The sequence below is a fragment of the Alphaproteobacteria bacterium genome (assembly GCA_041396705.1).
GTDB lineage: Bacteria > Pseudomonadota > Alphaproteobacteria > CALKHQ01 > CALKHQ01 > CALKHQ01.
Window position 1 is genome coordinate 43,749 of sequence record JAWKYB010000022.1, and the last position, 20,827, is coordinate 64,575.

A 20,827-nucleotide genomic window follows, 5' to 3' on the forward strand; every position below is an offset into this window, starting at 1 on the left:
CTTTGTCTGCTTGGATCGATAGTTTCCGTTCGACCCGGCCAACATTTCGTGAGCCCGTGCGGCGCACAACCAGGAGTCCCGCGATGCATCTTCCCGTTTTCAGCCGCCTGGCACCCGCCGCGCTGGCGGTCTGCGCCCTCGCCATTCCGCAGGCCCTGGCCAAGGACGACGCCATCGACTTCGCCGGTGTCTACGCCGTGCAGGGCCAGAACCCGGACGGCACCAGCGGCTACGACGGCCAGGCCAACATCATCCGCACCGGCGAGACCTGGCGGGTCGAGTGGTATGTCGGCGACCAGACCTTCGTCGGCACCGGCATCGGCTACGGCGACGTGCTCGCGGTCGGCTATGACGGCGGCACCGCGGTCTACCAGCGCGACACCGACGGCACGCTCTACGGCGCCTGGGCGGTCAATGGCGGCGACACTCTTGGCGCGGAGGTTTTGACGCCCATCTTAGGCGAATGATCGCGCGCCTCCGTAGCCTCGGCCTCTGTGTCGCCGCCGCCGTGCTGGCATCGGTGTCCGCATCGGCGGCGGCCGCCGAGGCGGTCCGCCTGATGGTGCTGGGCGACAGCCTGGCCAGCGGCTACGGCCTGCAGCCGGAAGAGGGATTCACCGCCCAGCTCGAGGCCGCGCTGCGGGCCGAGGGCCTGGACGTGGTGGTGCTCAATGCCGGCGTGTCTGGCGACACCACTGCTGGCGGGCTGGCAAGGCTGGACTGGGCACTGGGCGACAACCCGACCCACGTGCTGGTCGAGCTCGGCTCGAACGACGGGCTGCGCGGCATCGAACCGGCGGCGGCGCGGGCCAATCTCGATGCGATCCTGGCCGCGCTGGCGGACAGGGGCATCCCGCCTTCCTCGCCGGGATGCTTGCGCCACCCAATTTCGGCAGCGACTATGCCGCCGAGTTCAACGCGATCTACCCCGAGCTGGCGGAGGCGCATGGCATCCCGCTCTATCCCTTCTTCCTGGACGGCGTTGCGACGGTGCCGGAACTCAACCAGGGCGATCGCATCCACCCCAACAGCGCCGGGGTGGCCGCCATCGTCGCCCGCATGGTGCCGGTGCTGGTGCCGTGGCTGGAGGGCCACGCCGACACCTGAGGGATGCATCCGATGAACAAGCCGGCGCACTGCGCCCACGCGGCCGACGACGACTGGCGCGCCCTCGCCGAGAGCGTTGCGCAGGAGTTGGGGACGCTCGACCCGGACAACACGCTGGGCATCGTCTACGCCTCCGACCGGCTGGCGGACGATTTCGAGGCGGTGGTCGGCCTGCTCGGCGATCGCACCGGCCTGCGCCACTGGGTCGGGACGCTGGGCTACGGCGTGTCGGTGGCCGGGCGCGAGTTCTACGACTGCCCGGCGCTGGCCGCGCTGGCCCTGCCCATCGCCGCGGAGGAGTTCCGCATCCTCGAGCCGGCCGCCGACGGCTGCGACCCGCTGGAGGGCCATGGCGCCTGGATCGCCCGGCACAGCCCCGGCCTGGGACTGGTCCACGCCGCCGCATCGGCGCCGCACCTGCTGCAGGATCTGATCGAGCTCGGCGAGACCGCCGGCTGTTTCGTCGTCGGCGGGCTGACCGCCTCGCGCAACGGCGCGCTGACGGTCGCCGATCGGGTGCGGGCGGACTCGCTGTCGGGCGTGCTGTTCGCCGACACCGTGCCGCTGGCCACCGCGATCGCGCAGGGCTGCGCCCCGGTCGGCAAGGTGCACCGGGTCACCGCCGCCGACCGCAACCTGGTGTTCGAGCTCGACGGCGAGCCGGCGCTGAAGGTGCTCTACGCCGATCTCGGCGTCAGCGACGTCGAGGGCTTGCGCGCCTATGCCGACGTGCTCAACGCCGCGCTGCCGGTGGAGAACAGCGACCGCGCCGAATATCTGGTCCGCAACGTGCTGGCCGTCGATCCCAAGTGCGGGCTGGTGGTGATCGGCGATGTGCTGTCGCCCGGCGCGCCGCTGCAGTTCTGCCGGCGCGACCGCGACGCGGCGCTGGCCGACCTCGACGCCATGCTGGCGGATCTGCAGGGCAGGCTGCCCGGCCGGCCGCGCGCCGCGGTCTACATCACCTGCGTCGCCCGCGGCCCGAACCTGTTCGGCGAGAAGTCGGAGGAGATCCGCCGCATCTGCGACGGCCTCGGCCCGGTTCCCGTGATCGGCCTGTTCGCCAACGGGGAGATTTTCAACGGCCGCCTGCACGGCTATACCGGGGTCCTGACCGTCTTCTGCTAGGGTGCCGGCCGCGCCGGCGCCCCGGCCTTCGCCGCCGCTCCGGCGGCGTTCCACGCAAATCAGCCAGGGGGGCAGGCATGCAGTACCGGCGTCTGGGCCGAACCGAAATCGACGTGTCCGTCATCTGCCTCGGCACCATGACCTGGGGCCAGCAGAACACCCAGGCGGAGGCGCACCAGCAGCTCGACATGGCGATCGACGCCGGCATCAATTTCGTCGATGCGGCCGAGATGTATCCGGTGCCGCCGATGGAGGAGACCTACGGCCGCACCGAGGAGATCATCGGCAACTGGTTCGCCGGCGGCGCGCCGCGCGACCGGGTGATCCTGGCCACCAAGGTCATCGGCCGCAACGACGGCCGCTTCGGCTTCCTGCGCGGCGGCAAGGGCGGGCTCGACCGCGCCAACATCGCGGCGGCGGTGGACGCCAGCCTCAGGCGGCTGCGGACCGACTACATCGACCTCTACCAGCTGCACTGGCCGGACCGGCCGGTGAACAACTTCGGCCAGCTCGGCTATGTCCACAAGCCGGACGCCGTGACCGTGCCGATCGAGGAGACGCTGAGCGTGCTCGGCGACCTGGTCCGTGCCGGCAAGATCCGCATGGTCGGGCTGTCGAACGAGACCGCCTGGGGCGTGATGGAATTCCTGCGCGTGTCGGACCGCACCGGGCTGCCGCGCGTGGTCAGCATCCAGAACCCTTACAGCTTCCTCAACCGGTCGTTCGAGATCGGGCTGGCCGAGATGGCGGTGCGCGAGGATGTCGGCCTGCTGGCCTACTCGCCGCTCGGCATGGGCGTGCTGACCGGCAAGTACCTGAACGGCGCCCGGCCGGAAGGGGCGCGGCTGACGCTGTTCGGCGACCGCTTCCTGCGCTACGCCCACCCGACCGGGGTGAAGGCGACCGAGCGCTATGTCGCGCTGGCGCGCGAGCACGGGCTGGACCCGGCGATCATGGCGCTGGCCTATGTCAATTCACGACCTTTTGTGACCGCCAACATTCCCGGCGCGACCCGGCCCGCCCATATCGAGACGATGGTGGCCAGCGTCGGCGTGACGCTGCCGCAGGCTGTGCTCGACGGGATCGATGCGATTCACCGCGAAATCAGCAATCCTTGTCCCTGACGGGGTGAGTCGCGGGCCCGGCCCGCGGCGCCGTCCGGGGGCGGTCAGGTAGCGGGCCGCGCCGCAGCGCCGGCGGGGCGAGACCAGCAGGGGAGGGCGCCGATCATGCGACTGTTCGTCGGTATCGGGATGCCGCTGCAGATACAGGATCGGCTGCGCCGCCTGCGCTCGGCGATCCCCGGTGCGCGCTGGATCGACCAGGAGAACCTGCATCTGACCCTGCGCTTCATCGGCGAGGTGGCGGTGCACGACGCCGAGGAGATCGACCTGGCGCTGGGCCGGATCGATTCGCCGGCCTTCGACCTGGCGCTGCGCGGCGTCGGCCATTTCGAGACCGGCGGCGAGCCGTCGGCGCTGTGGGCGGACATCGCGCCGTGCCCGGCCCTGGCGCGCCTGCAGGAGAAGGTCGATTCGGCGCTGCGCCGCACCGGCCTGCGCTACGACACGCGCAACTTCCGCGCCCATGTCACCCTGGCCCGGCTGAAGGCGGCGCCGCTGGACCGGGTACGCTCGTTCCTGCGCGACCGCGCCGACTTCCGCTCGGATTCCTTTCTCGTCGACCGTTTCACGCTGTTCTCCAGCCATCTCGGCAAGCACGGCGCGCAATATGTCGCCGAGGCCGACTATCCGCTCGGCGGCGGCGTGCTGACCGAATGGGACGACGAGCGCGAGGAGATCGTCTGAGCGCCGCCGCGCGCACCGCCCCCCGGCCCGCCGTTCCCCTGCCCGATTGCCGATTGTCGGCCCGGCCCGCTCGGCTATAAAGGCGCAGCGCCGCGCGCGGCGTGGCACGAGAACAAGGGGAAGGAAGCGACCGATGAAGCTGTTGCGGTATGGCGAGGCAGGTGCCGAAAAGCCCGGCCTGATCGATGCGGGCGGAACCATCCGCGACCTGTCCGGGGTCGTCGACGACATCGCCGGCCAGGTGCTGACCAACGAAGGCATGGCGCGGCTGCGGGCGATCGACCCGGCCAGCCTGCCGGCGGCAGCCAGCCACACCCGGCTGGGGCCCTGCGTCGGCCGGATCGGGCGCTTCATCTGCATCGGCCTCAACTACGCCGACCATGCGGCCGAGAGCGGGCTGCCGGTGCCGGAGAAGCCGATCATCTTCGGCAAGCTGTGTGCCGCCACCGGGCCGAACGACCCCATCGTGATTCCGAAGAACAGCGTCAAGACCGACTGGGAGGTCGAGCTGGGCGTGGTGATCGGCGATACCGCCGCCCATGTCGCGGAGGCCGACGCGCTGAATTACGTCGCCGGCTACTGCATCAGCAACGACGTGTCCGAGCGCCAGTTCCAGCTGGAAGAAGGCGGCCAGTGGGTGAAGGGCAAGAGCTGCGACAGCTTCGCCCCGATCGGCCCGTGGCTGGTGACCCGCGACGAGGTGCCGGACCCGCAGAACCTGGCGATGTGGCTGGAGGTCAACGGCGAGCGCAAGCAGAACGGCAGCACCAAGACCATGATCTTCGGCGTCGCGGCGCTGGTCGCGCACCTGTCCAGGTTCATCACCCTGCGCGCCGGCGACGTGATCTCCACCGGCACGCCGCCCGGGGTCGGCATGGGCCAGAAGCCGACGCCGCAATATCTGAAGGCGGGCGACGTCGTCCGGCTCGGCATCGCCGGCCTGGGCGAGCAGGAGCAGCGCTGCGTGCCCTATTCGGGCTGAGTCCGCGCCGGCTCAATAGCCGGTGATGATCGCCGGCTTGATCTCGACCAGCAGCTCGTCGCCGCTGCGGTAGGCGCCGCCGGTTTCGCCCAGCGGCACCACCGCCGGTGCGGCCGCCGCGGCGCCTGCCGCCACCGGCCGCACCAGGGCGGCGGCCAGGCGATAGCTGTAGTCGCCGTGGAAGATCACGATGCTCGTCACGTCCAGCTGCCCGGCGGCATCGACCGGCGGCAGGCCGGGCGCGTGCAGCGAACCGGCGATCGTCGCCAGCGCTGCCGGCGACAGCCACGGCTGCTGGCCGGCGGTGGCGCCGATGTTGACCACCAGGGCCGATCCCGCGATCCCGACCGAGCCGACGCTGTTGGCCGGGCCGAAGTCGACGCGCGAATAGGTCCGCCCCTGCACGTCGCCGAGCAGCGGGATCGCCTGCAGCGAAATGCGGTCCTCGCCGACCCGGGTCAGCCGGCCGGCGAGATCGGCGCCGTAGACCGCGTCGCCGGTGACGAGATAGAGCCGCGTCAGCGTGCCGGTCAGCCCGATGGCGGCGCGATAGGTGATGGCGTCGACCGCCGTCGGCCGCGCGGCGTCGGTGCGCGCGTCCTCGCTGGTATCGGCCAGCTGCAGCGGCTGTGCGCCCGCCCCCGCTGCCGGCAGCGCCAGCAGGACGGCGAGCAGGATGGCGAACGGCTTCGGCATGGTCACCTCCCTCGGCGGCACGGCACCGATGCACACCGCTTATCAGATAGCGCGCCGGGGTGTCTTGATCAGGGTCATGGGTGACGTGCGCCGCCGCGAAAACGGCCCATTGGCGCCCACATCTCGCCACATCGCGGCGGTGACCTGTCCGATGCAGAACTTCCAGAGGCAGGGGGTTGCGATGGAGAGGGCACGGCGCGCGGCATGGGCCGCGTTGGGCGTGATGGCGCTTGCGGGCCTGGCCGGCTGCGAAGGCCAGGGCGGGATCGCCGCGTTGCAGACGGCCGGCACGACGGCGCAGCCGGCGACCGTGGCGATGGAGATGGCGCCGCAGGCTCCGCCGCCGCTGGCGGTGCCGCAGCCGTCGGAACGCTATGCGCCGTTCGAGGCGGCCGGCTTCGTGGTCGCCGGCGACCAGCCGCATTCCACCTTCGCCGCCGACGTCGACACGGTGTCCTACGCCCGGGTGCGGCGCTTCCTCGCCGACGGCATGCTGCCGCCGGCCGACCTGATCCGCATCGAGGAGATGGTCAACTACTTCGCCTACGACTACCCGGTGCCGGCGGACCGGTTGCATCCGTTCGCGGTGTCGACGGCGCTGGCGCCGTCGCCGTGGAACGACCGCTCGCAGGTGCTGCGGGTCGGCATCCAGGGCTTCCACGAGGACACGGTGCTGCGCCCGCCGCTGAACCTGGTGTTCCTGGTCGACGTGTCCGGCTCGATGGAGCCGTCGGACCGGCTGCCGCTGCTGAAGCGCGGGCTGCTCGACCTGCTGGAGGTGCTGCGGCCGGTCGACCGGGTCTCGCTGGTCGCCTATGCCGGCGGCGTCGACGTGGTGCTGCAGCCGACGCCCGGCGACCATCAGGCCCGCATCGCCCAGGCGATCGAATCGCTCAGGGCCGGCGGTTCGACCAACGGCGCCGGCGGCCTGGAGGCGGCCTACGATCTCGCCGCCGCCAACTACGATCCGAAGGCGGTCAACCGGGTGATCCTGGCCACCGACGGCGATTTCAACGTCGGCGCCAGCAGCCCGGATGCGATGGGCGACATGGTGGCGGCGCGCCGCGACCTGGGCGTCTACATCACCGTGCTCGGCTTCGGCACCGACAACCTGAACGACGCGCTGATGCAGGCGATCGCCCAGCGCGGCGACGGCATCGCCGCCTATGTCGACAGCGCGGCCGAGCTGCGCCGGGCGCTGTCGGACTCCACGGCGCACACGTTGTTCCCGATCGCGGACGACGTGAAGATCCAGGTCAGCTTCAACCCGTCGCTGGTGGCGGAATACCGCCTGCTCGGCTACGAGACCCGGGCGATCACCCGCGAGCAGTTCTACGACGACACCGCCGACGGCGGCGACATCTCCGCCGGCCACAGCGTCACCGCGATCTACGAGATCGTGCCGATGCTGAACGTGGCGCGCGGCGAGCCGCGGGTTGTGCCGGCCAGCTTCGGCAGCGACGGCGAGCCGTGGGACCCGCGCACCCTGGCCCAGGTCGACGTACGCTACCGCCTGCCGAATGCCAGCCGGGCGGACGAGGTGACGGCCCGGGTGGCCGCCGCCGACGCGCGGTCGTCGATCGCAGCGACCGACGCCGACACGCGCTTCGCCGTCGCCGTCGCCGGCCTCGGCCTGCTGCTGCGCGACGACCCGCGGATGCTGCGCGGCTTCGACTACCAGGCCGTCTACGACCTCGCCGCCGGCGCGCTGGGCGACGACCCGCTCGGCACACGCCGCGCCTTCCTCGAGCTGGTCCGCGACGCGCAGAACCTGTCCAACTGACCCGGCCGGCAGGGCCGAGACGGCGGCGGCCTTCGGGCCGCCGTCCGCGTTTCCGGGCCGCTACGGTTGCGCAGGGCGGTCACGGGGCTCGGCACCGGCGCGCCGCTGCCCTGAACGCGGCGCCGGCTGCCGCGCCGCCTGGGGCGAAGCGGTTCAGGCGAACCGGCGCGGCGCGGCCTCGGCGCGGGTGTGGTCGAGCCAAAGCCGGCCGTCGCCATGCACCCGCACCGGGATCGGGTCGCTGACCTCGCCGTAGAAGCGACCGCCGGCGTCGCGGTCGCGGAAGGCGAGGAACACCGGCGCGCCCTGCGGGTCGATCACGATCTTGCCGGAATAGAGGTCGGTTTCGGTGCCGGCGCTGAGGAATGGCGCGCCGCCCAGGTGCCACGGCCCGTTCGGGTGGTCGGCCATGTAGTAGTGGGTGCCGCCGAAATGCACCGCCCCCGGCTTCATGCCGGCGCGCAGCGTCGGGCCCACATGCTCCACCGCGGTCGAGAACAGCAGATAGCAGCGCCGGCCCAGGCGCAGGAACTGCGGCACCTCCAGCTGCCCGAAACTGCCCGGCGTCGTCGCCGGCAGGATCATGTGCCACTCCACCAGGTCGCGCGACCTGGCCTGGGCGATGACGCCGCGCGCCGCCGCCGGGCCGCTGTTCACCCGGGCGGTCAGGAACATGCGATAGCCGTCGCCGACCGGGTCGGGGATGACATAGGGGTCGCGCCAGGCGCGGTCGTGCCACAGCGCGGGGTCGTACTCCTCGTAGACCACCGGCTCCAGGTCGAGGACCGGGTTGGCGGGGTGGCGGTCCCAGTGGTGCAGGTCGCGCGAGGTGGCGAGCCCGATGCGCTGCTTCTTCAGCTCCTCGGCCTGCGCGGTGCTGGTGTAGAACATGTGCCACAGGCCGTCGCGGCGGATGATGCTGCCGGTCCAGCTCGGGCCGTCGTCCCACCCCGCGTCGCGCGCCGGCCCGAAGCAGGGCCCGACATCCTGCCAGTCGACCAGGTTCCGCGAGGCGGCGTGGCCGATCACCGCGTTGTGGTGGCGCAGCTCGGGATCGCCCAGCGACCGCGGCGCGCGCAGGTAGAACATGTGATAGGTCGCGCCGTCCTTGGCGAACCAGAAATCCCAGATCCAGGCATCGGGCAGGCGAAAGCTCATGCGGAGGGGTCCTCAGAAGACGGGATTGCCGGTCCGGCCGCGTCGCGCGGCGGCCGCGAGGGACTTGACCGGGAATGGCGGAAGCGCCGCCGGGTGGGACGGCGAAGGGCGCACGCTACCCCTTCACCGCGCTGTTGACGATCGACTGGATGAACCAGCGCTGGAAAGCGAAATATATGACGAGAATCGGCAGCGACATCATCACCGAGAAGGACATCATGTCGCCCCACAGCGGCGGCGGCGTACCGAAATACTGTGCCAGCGCCAGCGACACCGGCCGCACTTCAGGCCCGCGCGTCACCATCAGCGGCCACAGGAACGCGTTCCAGTATTCCAGGCTCTGCAGGATCGCGACGGTGGCGACCGCCGGCAGCGACAGCGGCAGCACCACCGACCAGTAGATCTTCAGCGGCGAGGCGCCGTCGACATAGGCGGCCTCGTCCAGGTCCTTCGGCAGCTTGGTGAAGAACTGGTAGAACAGGAAGATCGAGAACGGATGGGCGATGAACGGCACGATCTGCGCCTGGTAGGTGTCGAGCCAGCCGACCTCGTTGACCATCAGCAGCAGCGGCACCGCCACCGCCTCGATCGGGATGATGATCAGCGACACCACCACGGCCAGGATTGCGGCGCGGAAGCGGAAGCGCAGCCGGGCCAGTGCGAAGGCGGCCAGCGAGTTGACGAACACGCCGGCGACCACGACGGCGAACACGATGATGCCCGAGTTCATCATGTAGCGCAGGAACGGCGACTGTCGGTCGGCGAGCACCTGATCGTAGTTGGTCAGCGCGATCTCGCCGGGGTCGACCCAGAAGGCGGCGAAGCCGCCCAGGTCGCGCAGGATCTGCGATTCGTCGGCCTTGAACGACGTGGCGAACATCAGCAGCATCGGACCGAGCACGACGGCGACCAGCACCAGCGCCAGCACCAGGCGGACGAGATCGGCGGGGCGCGCGAGGCTCATCGGATCTCGCGCTCCTCGCGGACCAGCCAGCGCTGGACCAGCGCGATCAGCAGCACGGCGACGAAGAAAACCACCGACGCGGCCGCGGCGCGGCCGACCCGGCCCTCACTGAAGCCCGACTGGTAGATGTAGCGCACGACGGTGTTGGTCGCCCCGCGCGGGCCGCCCTGGGTCAGCAGCTCGACCTGCGAGAACAGCTTGAATGCCAGGATCGTGGTGGTGACCATCACCACGATGTGGGTGTTGCGCAGGCAGGGCAGGGTGATGTGGCGGAACTCCTGCCAGCGCGTGGCGCCGTCGACGCGGGCGGCCTCGTAGAGGGCGGCGTTGATCTGCTGCAGGCCGGCCAGATAGATCACCATCTGGAAGCCGAAGCCCTGCCACATCGACAGCAGGATGATCGCCGGCAGCGCCAGGTCGGGGTCGCGCAGCCAGTCGACCGGCTCGACCGCGCCGAAGGTGACCGCACCCAGCGCCGTGTTGAAGAAGCCGTCGTGCTGGTACAGGCTGAACCAGACCACCGAGACCACGACCATGCTCAGCACGGTCGGCAGGAAATAGATGCCGCGGAACAGGTTGCGCAGCGGCAGCGCGCTGTTCAGCAACAGCGCGACCGCCAGCGCGAAGGCGGATTGCAGCGGCACGATCACTGCCGCGAACACCAGCGTGTTCCAGAACGACTGCAGGAAGTCGCCGTCGCCCAGGATGCGCAGGTAGTTGGTGAACCACACGATGTCGGTCGGCGCGTTCGGGTTGGGCACCAGCCGCTGGTTGGTGAACGACAGACCGATCGCCAGCGCGAACGGGACCACCAGGAAGGTGACCGCCAGCAGGATCGCCGGCGACATCATCGTCCAGGCGGCCCTCGTCTCGCGCTGGGACAGGGTCAACCCGGCGGCGGCGCCGGGGCCGTGCCGGACTGCCTGTGCGCCGCTCATCGCCCGCACGACCGTATCGGGCCGGCGCCGGCCCCGCCGCGTTGTTCCGCCGAAGTGGGGGGGGCGGCACGGCGGGGCACGGGCCCGACCCGCTCAGGCACCGGCTTGCACCGGCCGGCCGGTCAGCCGCCGAACGGCGGATAGCCGCCGTTGTCGTCGATGTCCTCGTCGATGCGCGCCGCCGCATCCGTGAGCGCCTCGGCCGGGTCGGCGCCGTCGATGACGTCCGCCACCGCCTGGGCGAACGCCGCGGTGATGGTCGGATAGGCCGGATGGGCGGGGCGCGGCACGGCGATCGCGTTGAGCTGGGCGACGAACAGCGACAGCGGCCCGCCCTTGGCGAATTCCGGAGCGGCCTCGATCGCGGTCTTGGTGGCCGGCACCGCGCCGTTGCGGGTGGTGACCGACAGGATCGCCTCGTCGGTCATGAGGAATTCCAGCAGGCGCGCCGTGTTCGGATCGGCATCGCTGGTGATGCCCCAGCACCACGAGCCCATGCCGGTGGCGTGGGCCGCGCCGAACTTCGGCATCGGGATCAGCACCAGGTCGTCGCCCAGGTTCTCGCGATGCGGCGTCCACATCCAGTGGCCGACGAAGGCGAGCGCGGCCGTCTTGGTGCCGTAGAAGGCGTCGTCGCCGACCGAGGCCGGCACCACCCAGCCATTGTCGACCCAGCTCTTGAAGTGGGTCATCGCCTCGACCGCGGCGCTGGAATCGAGCACGCCGCCGGACCGCCAGGCGGTGCGGTCGATCAGGTCGCCGCCCAGCGACTGCACGATCGGGCCGAAGCCGTAGGTGTACCACTCGCCCTGGCCGTAGTTCAGCTTCAGGTCGAGGGCGTATTCGACCTCGGGCAGCGCCTGCAGGGCCGCCAGCGCGGCCTCGAACTCGTCCATGGTCCAGGCGTTGTCGACCGCGTCGGGGATGCGCACGCCGGCCGCCTCGAGATAGGCCCTGTTGCCCCAGACCGCGAGGCCGCTGTCGAACATGCCGAGCGAATAGAGCTTGCCGTCGGGGGCATAGGTGCCCTGGGCGATGATCGACGGCAGCGCGTTGGCCAGCAGCGCCGGGTCGACCAGCGCGTCGATCGGCTGCAGATAGCCGGACCAGACGTAGTTGGCGTAGTTCGGCCCGTCGAAATCCAGCAGGTCGGGCAGGTCGCCGGCCAGCGCCGCCGCCTGCACCTGCTCGTTGTACGAACCCTCCGGCAGCAGCACCAGTTCGGCCTGGGCGTCGGGATTGGCGGCGTTCCACTGGGCGATCAGCGCCTCGATGGTCTCGCGTTCGCCGTCGCCGCGGCCGCCATGGTGCCAGACCTCGATGGTCTGGGCGGCGGCGGTGGCGATGCAGGTGCCGGCCAGCAGGACGCCGGCCAGGGTTGCGTGCAGTCTGCGCATGGATAGTCCTCCCTTCGGTTGGTTGGGTCGGTGGGTCCGCGCTGTGCCGCGCGGTTGTCTGCGGGACCGGGTCACGGTGCGGCCCGGCTTCGGCACGAGGCGCGCTCGACCAGCGGGCAGTCGATCCACAGGGTCTCGACCGGCCGCTCCGGCGCGGGCATCAGCAGGATCTCGACCGCGCGCCGGCCCATCGCCGCATAGGGCAGGCCGACGCTGGTCAGCGCCGGTCGCAGGCCGGTCGCGATGACAACGTTGTCATCGAAGCCCACCAGCGAGACGTCGGCCGGGATCGAAAGCCCGCAGGCGTGGACGGCGTTGTAGACGTGCATGGCGACGATGTCGTTGCCGCAGACGATCGCGTCGGGCCGGTCCGGCTGCTGCAGCAGGGCGCAGGCCACCTCGAACGCGCGCCAGGTCTGGCCGTCGTGGCCCTGGCCCGGCGTGCGCATCACGCCCTCGACGATCAGGTCGGGATCGACCGGCAGCCGCGCCTCGGCGTGGGCGGTGCGGAAGCCGTCGAGCCGCAGCGGCGTCGCCGCCACCTCGGCCGGCAGGGTGACGAAGGCGATGCGGCGGTGGCCCAGCGCGATCAGGTGGCCGGCGGCGCGATAGCCGGCGGTCCAGTCGTCGGGCAGCACCGTGGGATAGCGCAGCGCCGCCTCGAAGCCGTTGACCAGCACGGCGTCGTCCAGCGGCGGCAGGTCGTCGACCAGCCGGTGGTACATGGTGGCGACGATCACGCCGTCGACGCGGAAACCCTGGAAGTCGCGCAGATGCTCGCCGAAGCCGCCGCCGTCGGCGTTGGCCAGCAGCATGGTCATGCCGCGCTCGGCCATCGCCTCCTGCGCGCCGCGGATGATGTCGACCGAGTAGGGCGTGGTGGCGACCATGTCGCTGAGGAAGCCGACCACGCGCGAACGGCCGGATCGCATGGCGCTGGCGCGCCGATCCGGCACGAAGTCGAGGTCGCGCACCGCGCGCATCACCCGGTCGCGGGTGCGGGCCGTCACCGTGTCCGGCGCGTTCATCACCCGCGAGACGGTCTTGATCGACACGCCCGAACGGGTGGCGACATCCTTGATGGTCGGCATCGGCGCTTCCTTTCCGCAAAGCAAAACCGGCGATGACAACGTTGTCAATGACAACGTTGTCTTTGGCGTATTTCTGCGGAAATTCTCATCATAGCGCCGGGCTTTGCGGTCGATAGCCGCCAGGCATTTCACCGTCGCGCGGCGGCCCCGTAGAACGCAGGCATCGGCAATCCGGAGGGAGGATGGAACGATGCTGCGGATCGCGATTGTGTTCGTGGTGCTGTGGGGCGCACTGGCCGGCGCACTGGCCGGGCCGGACCAGGAGGGCGCGGTGCGCGACCTCTACGACCGCTTCGCCGCCGCGCAGAACGCGCACGACGTGCCGGCGGTGCGGGACCTGCTGCTGGACTCGCCGCGCTTCCTGTGGGTCAGCAACGGCATGAGCTACTGGGGGCCCGAGACCATGGTCGAGCGGATGGCGACCTTCCAGCGCGCCGAGGTCTGGCAGGTCGAGCCGGCGCTGGACCAGGCCGTGTTCGTGCCGGTCAACGCCAGCGCGGCCTATCTGCACCTGCCGCTGACGCTTGTGATCGGGCGCGCCGCCGCGCCGGACCGGCTGCGCTTCCTGGTCAGCATGCTGGCGGTCGACACCGATGCGGGCTGGCGGATCGCCGCCCTGTTCACCACCACGGCCAATCCCGGCTAGGCGCGGCGGCGGCGGCGCTCACGAAACTGCTACCGCGCCGCGATTGACCGCAACCGCGGGCCGGACCCAGAGTCGGGCGTCCCGCCGCCACCGGTGGCCGGACGCAGCAGCAGGGAGGAAAAGATGGCGCGCGTTGCGATGATGACGGCGGCCGCGGTGATCGCCGGGTTGTCTGCCGTCGTGCCGGCGGCGGCCCAGCAGCCGACCGAGGAGGAGATGATGGCGGCCTGGCAGGCCGCCATGGCGGTCGGCCCGCAGCACGAGGCGCTGGCCGCGCGCGTCGGGACCTGGGCGGTGACCACCACCTATGCCGCGATGCCCGGTTCCGACCAGATGATCACCGAGCATGGCACCGCCGAGCGGACGGTGGCGCTGGACGGGCGCGTGGTCGAGGAGCGCTTCGCCGGGTCGATGATGGGCATGCCGTTCACCGGCGAGGGCCGCACCGGCTACGACAACGTCACCGGCCGCTACTGGACCACCTGGACCGACACGATGAGCACGGCGCTGATCGTGCTGTACGGCAGCTACGACGAGGCCACCGCCACCTACACCTTCGAGGGCACCACCGTCGCCCCGCTGATGGGCGACATCCCGACCCGGATCGAGCGGGTCATCGACGGCCCGGACCGCGAGACCAGCGTGTTCTACTTCCAGTATCCGGGCATGGACGAAGCCGAGGTGATGGAGATCGCTTACGAGCGGCAGTAGGCGGCGGGAGTGCCGAACCGGTGTTCAGGGAAACCGTTCGCTGGCGGCCGCAGCAGAGGGTGCGGGTGATCGCGATCGGTATCGCCAGGCATCGCGATTCGATACTTGCCATGCGCGTGCGGGACGACTCCGGCCGGGTCAAGGGCTGCCGGCCGCCAGGCGGCGCCGTGGAGTTCGGCGAGCGAGCCGTCGAGGCGCTGGGCCGCGAGTTCCGCGAGGAGTTCGGAACCGGCATCACCGTCGTCGGCGCGCCGGCCGTCATCGAGAACCTCTACACCCATGAAGGCGCGGCAGGCTACGAGATCGTTTTCGCCTTTCCGATCCGCCTCGATCCGGGGTGGCTTCAGGACCAGGACGAGATCCGCGTCGATGAGGGCGGCAACAGCGGACCGGTCTGCGCGTGGTATCCGATCGAGGCGCTCGTGCGTGGCGCGATCGAACTGTACCCGGATGGAATGCGGGATCTGCTTCCGCACTTGCTGCCCGACTGAGCCGCCCGGCGGCCCTGCGCTCAGCCGGCCTGGTCGAGGCCCATCTGGCTGCGGGCGAAGTCGGCGGGGTCGAATGGCCTGAGGTCGTCGGCGGACTCGCCGACGCCGACCGCATGCACCGGGATGCCGAACCGGTCGGCCAGCCCGACCACCACGCCGCCCTTGGCGGTGCCGTCGAGCTTGGTCATCACCAGGCCGGAGATGTTGACCATCGACTTGAAGATCTCGACCTGGCTGTGCGCGTTCTGGCCGACGGTGGCATCGAGCACCAGCAGCGTGTCGTGCGGCGCGGTGGCGTCCTGCTTGGCGATGACGCGCACCACCTTGGCCAGCTCGTCCATCAGGTTCTGCTTGTTCTGCAGCCGGCCGGCGGTATCGATCAGCAGCACGTCGACGCCCGACCGCCGCGCCTCGGCCAGCGCGTCGTAGGCCAGGCTGGCGGCATCGGCGCCGGCGGCCTTGGCGATCACCGGCGCGCCGGTGCGCTGGCCCCAGATCTGCAGCTGCTCGATCGCGGCGGCGCGGAAGGTATCGCCGGCGGCCAGCATCACCGACTTGCCGGCCTCGCGCAGCTGCTTGGCCAGCTTGCCGATGGTGGTGGTCTTGCCGCTGCCGTTGACGCCGACCACCAGCACCACATGGGGCTTGTGGCCGCGATCGACGTCCAGCGGCTGCGCCACCGGCGCCAGGATCTCGGCGACGTCCTCGGCCAGCGCGGTCCGCACCTCCTCCGGCGAGACCTCCTTGCCGAACCGGGTCTTGGCCAGGTTGCCGGCCAGCCGCGCTGCGGTGGCCGGGCCGAGGTCGGCGCCGATCAGCAGCTCTTCCAGCTCCTGCAACGTGTCGTCGTCGAGCTTGCGCTTGGTGAAGATCGCGCCGACGCCCTCGCTGATCTTCGACGACGTGCGGCTGAGCCCGGCCTTGAGCCGGGCGAACCATCCCTTCTTCTCGCTCATGCCGCGGCTGCCAGCGCCCGGCCGACCAGCCGGCCGCCGTCCAGCCCGACGATGCGGACCGGCAGCAGCGCCCCGGCCCCGGCATCGGCAACGGCGACCGGCGCGAACTGCGCGGTGCGGCCGAGCCCGTCTGTCTCCATCAGCACCGGCACGGTGCGGCCGACCTGGGCGGCGAGGTGGCGCGCCACCGCCGCGTCGCCGGCCGCGCGCAAGGCGGCGGCGCGCGCCTTGCGCATCGGCGCCGGCACCTGCGGCATCCGCGCGGCCGGCGTGCCCTGGCGGGCGGAATAGGGAAAGACATGCAGCCAGGTCAGGTCGAGCGCTTCGACCAGCGCCAGCGTGTTCGCCGCCATCGCCTCGGTCTCGGTCGGGAAGCCGGCGATCAGGTCGGCGCCGAAGACGACGTCGGGCCGCAGCGCACGGGCGCGGTCGACCACCGTCGTGGCATCGGCGGCGGAATGGCGGCGCTTCATCCGCTTCAGCACCATGTCGTCGCCGGCCTGCAGGCTGAGGTGCAGGTGCGGCATCAGCCGCGGCTCGTCGGCCAGCGCCCGCCACAGGTCGTCGTCGATCTCGGCCGGGTCCAGCGACGACAGCCGCAGCCGGTCCAGCGCCGGCACCAGCCGCAGCAGCCGGCGGACCAGCTGGCCGAGCCGCGGCGCGCCGGGCAGGTCGGCGCCGTAGCTGGTCAGGTCGACGCCGGTCAGCACCACCTCGCGATAGCCGCGCCCGACCAGCGTGCGGACCTGCTGCACGACCTCGCCCACCGGCACCGAGCGGCTGGCGCCGCGGCCGTAGGGGATGATGCAGAAGGTGCAGCGATGGTCGCAGCCGTTCTGCACCTGGACGAAGGCGCGCGTGCGGCCCTCCAGCCCCTCGACCAGGTGGCCGGCGGTCTCGCGCACCGCCATGATGTCGTCGACCAGCATCGGCTCGTCGCGGCGCCAGATCGCCGGGTCGAGCTTGGCCTCGTTGCCCAGCACCTGGTCGACCTCAGCCATCGCGGCATAGCGTTCGGGCGCGATCTGCGCGGCGCAGCCGGTGACGATGATGCGGGCGTCGGGGTGGTCGCGGCGGGCCTTGCGGATCGCCTGGCGCGCCTGCCGCTCGGCCTCGGCGGTCACCGCGCAGGTGTTGACGACGACGGCGCGCTCGACCCCTGCCGCCGCGGCGTTGCGGCGCATCACCTCGGTCTCGTAGGCGTTCAGGCGGCAGCCGAAGGTGATGAACTGCGGCGCGCTCACAGCGGCCACTCGCCGCGGAAGCTGAGCGCGGTCGGGCCGGTCATCAGCACGTGGCCGGTGGTGATCCAGTCGATCTCCAGCTCGCCGCCGTCCAGCGTCACCCGGGTCGGGCCGTCGACAAGGTAGCGGCGGCGGGCGGCCACCACGCTGGCGCAGGCGCCGGTGCCGCAGGCGCGGGTGATGCCGACCCCGCGCTCCCACACCCGCATGCGCAGGTGGTTCGGTCCGGCAAGGTGGACGAATTCGACGTTGGTGCGCTGCGGGAACAGCGGGTGGTGCTCCACCTGCGGGCCCCAATGGGCGAGGTCGACCGCCTCGGCGTCGTCGACGAAGAACACACAGTGCGGGTTGCCCATGTTGACCGCGCAAGGGTCGCGGTACGGCCCGATCTCGAGGTCGAGGTGCAGGGTGTCCTGCGCCTCGGCCAGCGGGATGTCGACCCAGTCGACGCCGGCCGGGCCCATGTCGACCGTGACCTTCTCGCCGTTGGCGCGGCGGGCGACCAGGATGCCGGCCGGGGATTCGATCCGCACCTGGTCGCGGCCCTCGTCCATCAGCAGGCGGGCGATGCAGCGGGCGGCGTTGCCGCAGGCCTCGACCTCGCCGCCGTCGGCGTTGAAGATGCGCATGCCGGCCGACGCCGCCTTGTGCTGCGGCGGCGTGATCACGATGAACTGGTCGCAGCCGACCCCGGTGCGACGGTCGGCGATGGCGCGGATGCGCTCGGAGTCCGCCTCGAACAGCTCGGCCCGCGCGTCGACGACGACAAAGTCGTTGCCAAGGCCGTGCATCTTGTAGAAACACCGTTGGGTCATGGCGCCGCTTATATGGGCGGGCACGGACGCCTGTCCACCCCGGCCCGCACGGCGCCGATGACCAAGGAGAGCCATCCGATGGCCAGGCGCAACTATGGCCGCATTCCCGCCCGCGACCTGCTGCCCTTCACCACCGCCGACGAGGCGGTGGCGCGGATCGGCGAGATCTACCGGTCCAGCGTGCGCACCATCCGCGACCGCTTCGCCCGCTTCGCCAACGGCGAGGATTCCGGCGGGCCGGTCCACGCCAGCTATCCCTATGTGGCGATCACGGTCGACGCCGACCCGAAGAACCTTGATACCCGCCGCGCCTATGGCTTCGCCCGCGGCCGCGGCAATTTCGGCGTCACCGTCACCCGCCCCGACCTGTTCGAGGCCTATTACCGCGAGCAGATCGGCACGCTGCTGCTGCACCACGGCCCGCCGGTGCATGTCGGCGTGTCGGAGCAGCGCATTCCGCTGCACTTCGCACTGGACGAAAGCCTGGGCGACCACCTGAGCGGGCTGACGCCGGAGCGGCTGGTCAGCGTCGCCGACACCTTCGACCTGCCCGACCTGGTGCACATGACCGACGACATCTCCAACGGCACCTACGTGCCGCCGGACGGCGACCCGTGGCCGTTGGCGCTGTTCGAGGCGCCGCGGGTCGACCTGTCGCTGCAGCGGCTGCGCCACTACACCGGCACCCGGCCCGAACATTTCCAGCGCTTCGTGCTGTTCACCAACTATCAGTTCTACATCGACGAGTTCATCCGCTACGGCCAGGCGGAGATGGCGCATCCGCCCGCCGGCGGCGACGACGGCTATACCGAGTTCGTCGAGCCGGGCGAGGTGGTGACGACGCGCGGCGGCTCCATCGCCGGTCCGAAACCGACCCGGATGCCGCAGATGCCGGCCTATCACCTGAAGCGGCCCAGCGGCGACGGCATCACCATGGTCAACATCGGCGTCGGCCCGTCCAACGCCAAGAACATCACCGACCACATCGCCGTGCTGCGCCCGCACTGCTGGATCATGCTCGGCCACTGCGGCGGGCTCAGGTCGAGCCAGCGGCTGGGCGACTATGTGCTCGCCCACGGCTATCTGCGCGACGACAAGATCCTGGACTACGACCTGCCGATCTGGGTGCCGGTGCCGCCGATCGCCGAGGTGCAGGTGGCGCTGCAGGACGCGGTGATGGAGACGACCGGCGTCACCGGCTATGGCGTCAAGCAGGTGATGCGCACCGGCACCGTCGCCACCGTCGACAACCGCAACTGGGAACTGCAGGGCGCCAACGCGGCGTTGAAGCGGTTCGAGCTGGCCCGCGCCATCGCGGTCGACATGGAATCGGCGACCATTGCCGCCAACGGCCTGCGCTTCCGGGTGCCCTACGGCACGCTGCTGTGCATCTCGGACCGGCCGGTGCACGGCGAGCTGAAGCTGCCCGGCATGGCCGACAGCTTCTACCGCAACCGCGTCAACCAGCACCTTCAGATCGGGCTGCGCGCCATCGACGTGCTGCGCGAGCGCGGCCCGGAGGAGCTGCATTCCCGCAAGCTCAGAACCCTCGACGAGCCGGCTTTCCGCTGAGCGCGCCGATGGCGGCCAAGCCCAGGATCGTGGTCGTCGGCGGCGGCGCGGCGGGGCTGGAGCTGGTCGCGCGGCTGGGGCGCAAGCTGGCGCGGCGCGGCCGGGCCGAGGTCATCCTGGTCGAGCGCAACCGCAGCCACATCTGGAAGCCGCTGCTGCACGAGGTGGCCAGCGGCGCGCTCGATTCCAGCCTGGACGAGGTCGGCTATCGCAGCCACGCCCACCGCTACGGCTATCGCTATTTCCCGCGCGCGCTGGAGGCGATCGACCGCGACGCGCAGGCGGTGGTGCTGGCGCCGATCGTCGACGAGGACGGCGAGGAGGTGATGGGCCGCTACCGGCTCTCATACGACTGGCTGGTGATCGCGATCGGCAGCGTCTCCAACGACTTCGGCACGCCGGGCGTCGCCGAGCACTGCATCTACCTGGACCAGCGCCGCCAGGCCGAACGGTTCCGCCAGAAGCTGCTGAACCTGTGCCTGAAGGTGTCGCAACAGGTCTCGGACGACCCGGCCTCGGACGCCAAGGTGCGGGTCGCCATCGTCGGCGGCGGCGCCACCGGCGTGGAGCTGTCGGCGGAGCTGTACAACGCCGCGCGCGAACTGGCGCATTACGGCCTGGAGCGGTTCGACAACAGCCGGATGGACGTGACGCTGGTGGAGGCCGGCCCGCGCATCCTGCCGGCGGTGCCGGAGCGGGTGTCCGATGCCGCGCACAAGGAGCTGGAGCGGATCGGCGTGCACGTGCGCACGGCGACGCGGATCGTCGCCTGCACGCCGCAGGGCATGCAGACCGCCGACGGCGACCTGATCGCGGCGCCGCTGCGGGTGTGGGCTGCCGGGATCAAGGCGCCGGACTTCCTGAAGGACATCGCCGGGCTGGAGACCAACCGGCTGAACCAGCTGGTGGTGACGCCGGAGCTGCGCACCAGCCGCGACCCGCGCATCTTCGCCATCGGCGACTGCTGCTCGTGCGCGCTGCCGGGCTGGGAGCGGCCGGTGCCGCCGCGTGCCCAGGCCGCCCACCAGATGGCCAGCCGCACGGCGAGGAACCTGGCGGCGCTGCTGGCCGGGCGGCCGCTGAAGCCCTTCGTCTACAAGGATCACGGCTCGCTGGTCTCGCTCAGCCACTATTCGACCATCGGCAGCCTGATGGGCAACCTGGTCGGCGGCAGCATGCGGGTGGAGGGGCGGATCGCCCGCTTCGTCTACGTCTCGCTGTACCGGCTGCACCTGATCGCTGTGCACGGCTGGCTGCGCGCGATCGCGATGATCCTGGTCGGCCACATCAACCGCGTCATCAGGCCGCGGATCAAGCTGCACTGAGCCGCAGTACGGGGA

Annotated in this window: 20 protein-coding genes and 1 pseudogene; 12 read left to right on the plus strand and 9 right to left on the minus strand. The window is 71.0% G+C overall.

Going from position 1 to position 20,827, the window contains the following annotated elements; all coding sequences use genetic code 11:
• The first annotated feature begins 83 nt into the window (after positions 1-83).
• From R3F55_23905 to R3F55_23930, 6 genes and pseudogenes are all read left to right on the plus strand, one after another.
• A complete protein-coding gene (locus tag R3F55_23905) occupies positions 84-467 on the plus strand; it encodes a hypothetical protein (GenBank protein MEZ5670421.1) in 384 nt (127 codons plus the stop codon).
• A gap of 92 nt (positions 468-559) precedes the next feature.
• Positions 560-1,107: pseudogene (locus R3F55_23910) on the plus strand (arylesterase).
• Between the two features lie 12 nt (positions 1,108-1,119).
• Complete coding sequence (locus R3F55_23915; protein MEZ5670422.1) at positions 1,120-2,235, plus strand: FIST C-terminal domain-containing protein; 1,116 nt, start codon at positions 1,120-1,122, stop codon at positions 2,233-2,235.
• 77 nt (positions 2,236-2,312) lie between these two features.
• On the plus strand, positions 2,313-3,359 hold the full coding sequence (locus R3F55_23920) for an NADP(H)-dependent aldo-keto reductase (protein ID MEZ5670423.1): 1,047 nt from the start codon (positions 2,313-2,315) through the stop codon (positions 3,357-3,359).
• Between the two features lie 105 nt (positions 3,360-3,464).
• Positions 3,465-4,043, plus strand: coding sequence for an RNA 2',3'-cyclic phosphodiesterase (gene thpR, locus R3F55_23925; protein MEZ5670424.1), 579 nt, complete (start codon positions 3,465-3,467; stop codon positions 4,041-4,043).
• Between the two features lie 133 nt (positions 4,044-4,176).
• Positions 4,177-5,025, plus strand: coding sequence for a fumarylacetoacetate hydrolase family protein (locus tag R3F55_23930; GenBank protein ID MEZ5670425.1), 849 nt, complete (start codon positions 4,177-4,179; stop codon positions 5,023-5,025).
• A gap of 12 nt (positions 5,026-5,037) precedes the next feature.
• On the opposite strand, the gene R3F55_23935 is transcribed toward R3F55_23930, so the two are convergent.
• Positions 5,038-5,721: a hypothetical protein gene (locus tag R3F55_23935; protein MEZ5670426.1), complete on the minus strand. Its 684-nt coding sequence runs from the start codon at positions 5,719-5,721 to the stop codon at positions 5,038-5,040.
• Positions 5,722-5,902: 181 nt separating this feature from the next.
• Between R3F55_23935 and R3F55_23940 the strand changes: the two genes are divergently transcribed.
• Positions 5,903-7,504 carry a von Willebrand factor type A domain-containing protein gene (locus R3F55_23940; GenBank protein MEZ5670427.1) on the plus strand — a complete coding sequence of 534 codons (1,602 nt, stop codon included), beginning with the start codon at positions 5,903-5,905 and terminating at the stop codon, positions 7,502-7,504.
• A gap of 153 nt (positions 7,505-7,657) precedes the next feature.
• Here R3F55_23940 and R3F55_23945 read toward each other — a convergent pair whose 3' ends face one another.
• The 5 genes from R3F55_23945 to R3F55_23965 form a co-directional block, all read right to left on the minus strand.
• On the minus strand, positions 7,658-8,662 hold the full coding sequence (locus R3F55_23945) for a hypothetical protein (protein ID MEZ5670428.1): 1,005 nt from the start codon (positions 8,660-8,662) through the stop codon (positions 7,658-7,660).
• A gap of 115 nt (positions 8,663-8,777) precedes the next feature.
• A complete protein-coding gene (locus tag R3F55_23950; protein MEZ5670429.1) occupies positions 8,778-9,626 on the minus strand; it encodes a carbohydrate ABC transporter permease in 849 nt (282 codons plus the stop codon).
• Complete coding sequence (locus tag R3F55_23955) at positions 9,623-10,564, minus strand: sugar ABC transporter permease (protein ID MEZ5670430.1); 942 nt, start codon at positions 10,562-10,564, stop codon at positions 9,623-9,625. Before R3F55_23955 ends, R3F55_23950 begins: the two co-directional genes overlap by 4 nt.
• A 122-nt stretch (positions 10,565-10,686) precedes the next feature.
• Positions 10,687-11,961, minus strand: a complete 1,275-nt coding sequence (locus R3F55_23960; protein MEZ5670431.1) for a sugar ABC transporter substrate-binding protein — start codon at positions 11,959-11,961, stop codon at positions 10,687-10,689.
• A gap of 71 nt (positions 11,962-12,032) precedes the next feature.
• Complete coding sequence (locus tag R3F55_23965) at positions 12,033-13,052, minus strand: LacI family DNA-binding transcriptional regulator (GenBank protein MEZ5670432.1); 1,020 nt, start codon at positions 13,050-13,052, stop codon at positions 12,033-12,035.
• 190 nt (positions 13,053-13,242) lie between these two features.
• On the opposite strand from R3F55_23965, the gene R3F55_23970 reads away from it, so the two are divergent.
• The 3 genes from R3F55_23970 to R3F55_23980 all read left to right on the plus strand — a co-directional run bounded on the left by R3F55_23970 (position 13,243) and on the right by R3F55_23980 (position 14,900).
• A complete protein-coding gene (locus tag R3F55_23970; GenBank protein ID MEZ5670433.1) occupies positions 13,243-13,698 on the plus strand; it encodes a nuclear transport factor 2 family protein in 456 nt (151 codons plus the stop codon).
• A 123-nt stretch (positions 13,699-13,821) separates the two neighbouring features.
• Positions 13,822-14,409, plus strand: coding sequence for a DUF1579 family protein (locus R3F55_23975; protein ID MEZ5670434.1), 588 nt, complete (start codon positions 13,822-13,824; stop codon positions 14,407-14,409).
• Between the two features lie 20 nt (positions 14,410-14,429).
• Entirely contained in the window at positions 14,430-14,900 is a 471-nt protein-coding gene (locus R3F55_23980) for an NUDIX domain-containing protein (protein MEZ5670435.1), read from the plus strand.
• A gap of 20 nt (positions 14,901-14,920) precedes the next feature.
• Here R3F55_23980 and ftsY read toward each other — a convergent pair whose 3' ends face one another.
• The 3 genes from ftsY to dapF are packed head-to-tail and all read right to left on the minus strand — an operon-like array spanning position 14,921 to position 17,915.
• Complete coding sequence (gene ftsY / locus R3F55_23985) at positions 14,921-15,856, minus strand: signal recognition particle-docking protein FtsY (GenBank protein ID MEZ5670436.1); 936 nt, start codon at positions 15,854-15,856, stop codon at positions 14,921-14,923.
• Positions 15,853-17,109: a tRNA (N(6)-L-threonylcarbamoyladenosine(37)-C(2))-methylthiotransferase MtaB gene (gene mtaB / locus R3F55_23990; protein ID MEZ5670437.1), complete on the minus strand. Its 1,257-nt coding sequence runs from the start codon at positions 17,107-17,109 to the stop codon at positions 15,853-15,855. The genes ftsY and mtaB overlap by 4 nt, the downstream gene beginning before the upstream one ends.
• Positions 17,097-17,915, minus strand: coding sequence for a diaminopimelate epimerase (gene dapF / locus R3F55_23995; GenBank protein ID MEZ5670438.1), 819 nt, complete (start codon positions 17,913-17,915; stop codon positions 17,097-17,099). The genes mtaB and dapF overlap by 13 nt, the downstream gene beginning before the upstream one ends.
• A gap of 78 nt (positions 17,916-17,993) precedes the next feature.
• On the opposite strand from dapF, the gene R3F55_24000 reads away from it, so the two are divergent.
• Together R3F55_24000 and R3F55_24005 are read left to right on the plus strand one after the other, a co-directional pair.
• The gene (locus tag R3F55_24000) at positions 17,994-19,487 is read left to right on the plus strand and encodes an AMP nucleosidase (GenBank protein ID MEZ5670439.1); all 1,494 of its coding nucleotides are present in this window, start codon (positions 17,994-17,996) and stop codon (positions 19,485-19,487) included.
• 8 nt (positions 19,488-19,495) lie between these two features.
• Positions 19,496-20,812, plus strand: a complete 1,317-nt coding sequence (locus R3F55_24005; GenBank protein ID MEZ5670440.1) for an NAD(P)/FAD-dependent oxidoreductase — start codon at positions 19,496-19,498, stop codon at positions 20,810-20,812.
• The last annotated feature ends 15 nt before the right edge of the window (positions 20,813-20,827 follow it).

Bases quoted from the DNA above. Each gene is read 5' to 3' on its own strand.
- R3F55_23965 (MEZ5670432.1), bottom strand. From the start codon at position 13,052: ATGCCGACCATCAAGGATGTCGCCACCCGTTCGGGCGTGTCGATCAAG.
- R3F55_23960 (MEZ5670431.1), bottom strand. From the start codon at position 11,961: ATGCGCAGACTGCACGCAACCCTGGCCGGCGTCCTGCTGGCCGGCACC.
- dapF (MEZ5670438.1), bottom strand. From the start codon at position 17,915: ATGACCCAACGGTGTTTCTACAAGATGCACGGCCTTGGCAACGACTTT.
- R3F55_23970 (MEZ5670433.1), top strand. From the start codon at position 13,243: ATGCTGCGGATCGCGATTGTGTTCGTGGTGCTGTGGGGCGCACTGGCC.
- R3F55_24005 (MEZ5670440.1), top strand. From the start codon at position 19,496: ATGGCGGCCAAGCCCAGGATCGTGGTCGTCGGCGGCGGCGCGGCGGGG.
- R3F55_23945 (MEZ5670428.1), bottom strand. From the start codon at position 8,662: ATGAGCTTTCGCCTGCCCGATGCCTGGATCTGGGATTTCTGGTTCGCC.
- thpR (MEZ5670424.1), top strand. From the start codon at position 3,465: ATGCGACTGTTCGTCGGTATCGGGATGCCGCTGCAGATACAGGATCGG.
- R3F55_23905 (MEZ5670421.1), top strand. From the start codon at position 84: ATGCATCTTCCCGTTTTCAGCCGCCTGGCACCCGCCGCGCTGGCGGTC.
- R3F55_23935 (MEZ5670426.1), bottom strand. From the start codon at position 5,721: ATGCCGAAGCCGTTCGCCATCCTGCTCGCCGTCCTGCTGGCGCTGCCG.
- R3F55_24000 (MEZ5670439.1), top strand. From the start codon at position 17,994: ATGGCCAGGCGCAACTATGGCCGCATTCCCGCCCGCGACCTGCTGCCC.
- R3F55_23950 (MEZ5670429.1), bottom strand. From the start codon at position 9,626: ATGAGCCTCGCGCGCCCCGCCGATCTCGTCCGCCTGGTGCTGGCGCTG.
- R3F55_23930 (MEZ5670425.1), top strand. From the start codon at position 4,177: ATGAAGCTGTTGCGGTATGGCGAGGCAGGTGCCGAAAAGCCCGGCCTG.
- R3F55_23955 (MEZ5670430.1), bottom strand. From the start codon at position 10,564: ATGAGCGGCGCACAGGCAGTCCGGCACGGCCCCGGCGCCGCCGCCGGG.
- R3F55_23920 (MEZ5670423.1), top strand. From the start codon at position 2,313: ATGCAGTACCGGCGTCTGGGCCGAACCGAAATCGACGTGTCCGTCATC.
- ftsY (MEZ5670436.1), bottom strand. From the start codon at position 15,856: ATGAGCGAGAAGAAGGGATGGTTCGCCCGGCTCAAGGCCGGGCTCAGC.
- R3F55_23915 (MEZ5670422.1), top strand. From the start codon at position 1,120: ATGAACAAGCCGGCGCACTGCGCCCACGCGGCCGACGACGACTGGCGC.
- R3F55_23975 (MEZ5670434.1), top strand. From the start codon at position 13,822: ATGGCGCGCGTTGCGATGATGACGGCGGCCGCGGTGATCGCCGGGTTG.
- R3F55_23940 (MEZ5670427.1), top strand. From the start codon at position 5,903: ATGGAGAGGGCACGGCGCGCGGCATGGGCCGCGTTGGGCGTGATGGCG.